The 4,116-nt window shown below is 36.8% G+C and carries 2 protein-coding genes; both read right to left on the bottom strand.

The window, feature by feature from the left end; genetic code table 11:
* Positions 1-117: 117 nt before the first annotated feature.
* Entirely contained in the window at positions 118-2,349 is a 2,232-nt protein-coding gene (locus ENL20_05490; protein ID HHE38009.1) for a T9SS type A sorting domain-containing protein, read from the bottom strand.
* A gap of 260 nt (positions 2,350-2,609) precedes the next feature.
* Positions 2,610-4,116, bottom strand: a 1,507-nt coding sequence (locus ENL20_05485) for an elongation factor 4 (GenBank protein HHE38008.1), incomplete at its 5' end; no start/stop codon positions are given.

Raw genomic sequence — 4,116 nt, 5'->3', positions numbered from 1 at the left:
GTTCAAATGACCAGTGGTTAATTTTGAATTTCGTAAGTCCTTATTTTTCAACCTCTGTGTCATCTTGAACTAAACTGAAATTGGGTCAAATGTGCCTTCACCTCTGGTCATTTGACCTTATTTGATCAGCAGCATTCTTTTAGTTTTAAGATAACTCTTAGATTCCAGTCTGTAGAAATAAATCCCGGAACTGTAAGTTGATGCCTCCCATACTTCATTATATATTCCTGATGTAAAGCTGCGAGTTTCAATAAGTTGTCCTTTAGCATTGAAGATAGACAATTTCGCAGTTTCACCCTCTTTGATTTCAAAGCCGATCGTTGTTGTAAAATTATTAGTTTTCGTTAATGGATTCGGGAAATTACTATGTAATAAAGTATTAGGGAAGAAATCCTCATTTTCTGAATCAGGAATTGTCAATGGGATTGGTCCGTAAATTGTGGTTTGACCCGAATTTGATCTACTTTCCAACCAATACCAGTAAGTGTTATTCTCGATAACATCATAATTATCCTGATAGTTGTAATCTGTTGGGGTAGAAGTAGTTCCAGAGCCTGGTATCATCAGGTTGTTGATCCTGATAACAAGGTCATTTTGGAAATCTTCATCATCTTCTCCACGGTAAATGTTCCAACCGATATTATTGGTTTCGCTTTGAGTTGACCAGATGATATTGGGAGAACCATCGGTATAGTCAGCTGTAAAAGATGAAAGAACGACGGGACTAGGAATATCGATTTCTTTGTTTTCACCAAATTCGGAAGTATTGAAAGCAGGATCAGTTGCCGTTGATGTTATCCAGTCTCCAACTCCTAATCCAAAACCTGTAACATCAAGGTTCCCAGCAAAATTTCCGTTTGCATCAGAAGTTAAAAAACCAAGATATGTTTTTCCTTCTCCATGATAAGGATAAACATCATTTGATACACCTGGATTTGGATCTATCACACCGTCAAAACTGGAGATGAAAAATTCAACTCTTGAATCAGCAAACAAAACCTGATCCGGAGCTGTTCCGATATAACCTGTCAGGCTTAAAGAATTACCAGTTAGAAGAGCTTCTGTGATGACCGGGAAATCCATATCTTCGTTAGCATTAATGTCGATTTTAATGTCATTATTAAAAGTTACTTCGTCTCCATTTAAATAATCATCCCATTCCACATGACATAAGTCGATCCCTAATCCAACATTATCATAAGTAGAATTTTGAGTGATTTTATCATATCTGGTATAAGTATGCACCAGAAATACAGGATCAAAATAGTGTCGATTCGTTACTAAAATTCCCGGTCCATAGTTTCCGTAAACAACATTCTTGATAACCTCATCTCCGGTTGGTCTTCTCATCAGAACAATTCCATGATTCTGATTTCCATAGCAGGTATTGTTTTCAACAATATTATTGGAAAGATTATCAAGATCGGAATATCCTCCGATTTCAATTCCACCTCCGGAGCCGGCATTATTAATTAAGGATTTATTATCATAACATAAATTGTAACGGATAATATTGTCGGCTCCATTTCCATCGATTCCGTCCTGAGAATCTGAATTCCAACCGTTTTCAAAGACTTCATTGTATTCAGCAATTATCGTTGCTCCTATATAAGGAGGTGTAGGATTATCCTCATCATTTCTACTGCCTATGACACCACTATGTCCATTATATCCAATATAACACTCGTCAACAGTTGTTATATTGGAGGACATACCAGCACTCCAATTGGCTCTAACTCCTGCACTTTCATTTTTGAATCCAGCTGCAGGTTCGCTGCCGTCAGCCCGAACGCCGATAAAGCATTTCCTGATTTCATATCCGGTTCCGGTTCCACCTCTTGTTAAGATAGCGTCTCCTCCGGAATTAAAAATGCAAATTCCTTCAATTAGAACATTGCTGGCATCTCCGGCAATTCTAATCGGTTCAGTTAAATCATTTCCATCGATCTCGATTTCCAATTTCTCATATTGAGGAAGTGCAATTGCATCTACACCAACAGTTCCTCCGGTACCTACAACTCCCGGATTTGAATCTGCGATATTAGTCGATTGGGAAAGACCGTCGATATCGAGATCTTCGGTTATATCGGGCAAATTACTGGCTAAAGTGATCTTCCACCAGAAATCACCTGTTCCTGTCCAGTTGCTGTAATTTGGATCAGCTAAGGGAATAGCAAAATCGATATTGTCTAATCCCGGATTTCCGTTTGCCTGGATAATTGCTTCTCTTAATGAACCTGCTCCACTGTCATTTGTGTTGATTACAGTGTAAGTGGCAGCATTTGCTGCGGAAAATGCAATAATAAATATTGCGATCGATACGATAAAAAACGGATTCGTTTTTTTCATGGTTTTTCTCCTTTTAATTTTTCCATTTTTAGTTGGTTTAACACATCAATAAAAATTCCTCAATTGCGACATTAACTTTTCAAAAAACCTGATTTACGACATTAACGATTTCTGACCATATCTTCGATATTTTTTTTCCACTCTATATAACAAAAAAAGAAATCTATAAAAATCTAGGCAAGTTTTTTTTCAGACAGACAATTCCAATTGGGATAAAAAATAAAAAAATACAGTAACTTTCAAATCAAAAAAAACTCTATTTATCCTCTATTAGCTTTTAAAACTTCTAAAAAAGCTTCTTGGGGAACAGATACAGAACCGATTTCTTTCATTCGTTTTTTTCCATCCTTCTGTTTTTCCAACAGTTTTCTTTTACGGGTAATATCTCCACCGTAACATTTTGCTGTAACATTTTTCCGTAAAGCATTGATCGTGCTTCTGGCAACTATTTTTGAACCGATGCTGGCTTGAAGTGCAATTTTAAATAGCTGTCTCGGGATGACATCCTTTAGTTTTTCTGTTACACTTTTTCCCCAGTTATATGCTTTTTCTTCATGACAGATGAATGACATAGCATCGACTTTTTCACTATTGATCAGGATATCTACTTTAACTACATTGGAAATCCTGTATTCTTTGAATGAATAATCGAGAGATGCATAACCCCGGCTAACTGATTTTAATTTATCATAAAAATCAAAAATTATTTCGATGAGTGGGATCTCGTAATGGATAGAAGCTCTCTTTTCATCTATATACTGCATATCTTTCTGGATTCCCCTTCTTTCCTGAGCCAGTTTCATAATATTCCCGATAAATTCAGTCGGCACGATTATCTCGACATCCATAATCGGTTCTTCAATAGTTTCGATGATAACAGGATCAGGCATATCAACAGGATTATAGATCGTTTTCTGAGTTCCATCTGTAAGGTTAATGATAAATTTTACACTGGGAGTCGTAGCAATGATCGGGACATTGTATTCTCTCAATAATCTTTCTTTGACGATCTCCAGATGCAGCATTCCCAGAAATCCACATCTGAAACCGAAACCAAGAGCCAGGGAACTTTCCGGTTCATAAAAAAGTGCGGAATCATTAAGTTTCAATTTCCCCAGACTTTCACGAAGATTTTCATGATCTTCTTTATCTAATGGGAAAATTCCGCTGTAAACCATTGGTTTTGGTTCTTCAAATCCTGGTAAAGCTTCCTTGCAGCCATCAATTTTGGTTGTGATCGTATCTCCAACTCTTGCATCTGATACTTCTTTGATATTAGCAATGATATATCCGACTTCTCCTGCTGTTAGCTCTTGAGTGGGTTCGAGTTTCAAACCAAGATAGCCGATCTCATCGATATCATATTCTTTTTTGGTGGAGAACAGTTTTATTTCATCTCCTTTTTTGAATTTACCGTCAATAATTCTGATGAGGATGATAACACCACGATAAATATCGAAATAGGAATCAAAGATAAGAGCTTTTGCCGGTGAATTTATATTTCCTTCCGGAGCCGGAATATTCTCTATGATCCCATCTAATAACGAATTAATTCCAATTCCATCTCGAGCACTGACCTGATAGATAAGACTCTCATCTGTTCCAAGATTCTCAATTATTTCATGTTTTGTTCCTTCAACATCTGCCTTGATGAGATCGATCTTATTAATCACCGGAATAATTTCCAGATCATTTTCCATTGCCAGATACAAATTGCTCATAGTTTGAGCTTCGATTCCCTGGGAAGCATCAACTAACAACAAAGCT

It is taken from the genome of Candidatus Cloacimonadota bacterium, from assembly GCA_011372345.1.
In the GTDB taxonomy this organism is placed as follows: Bacteria; Cloacimonadota; Cloacimonadia; order Cloacimonadales; family TCS61; genus DRTC01.
The sequence above is the reverse complement of the archived record's forward strand: the minus strand, read 5'-3'. Positions and strand labels throughout refer to the sequence as shown.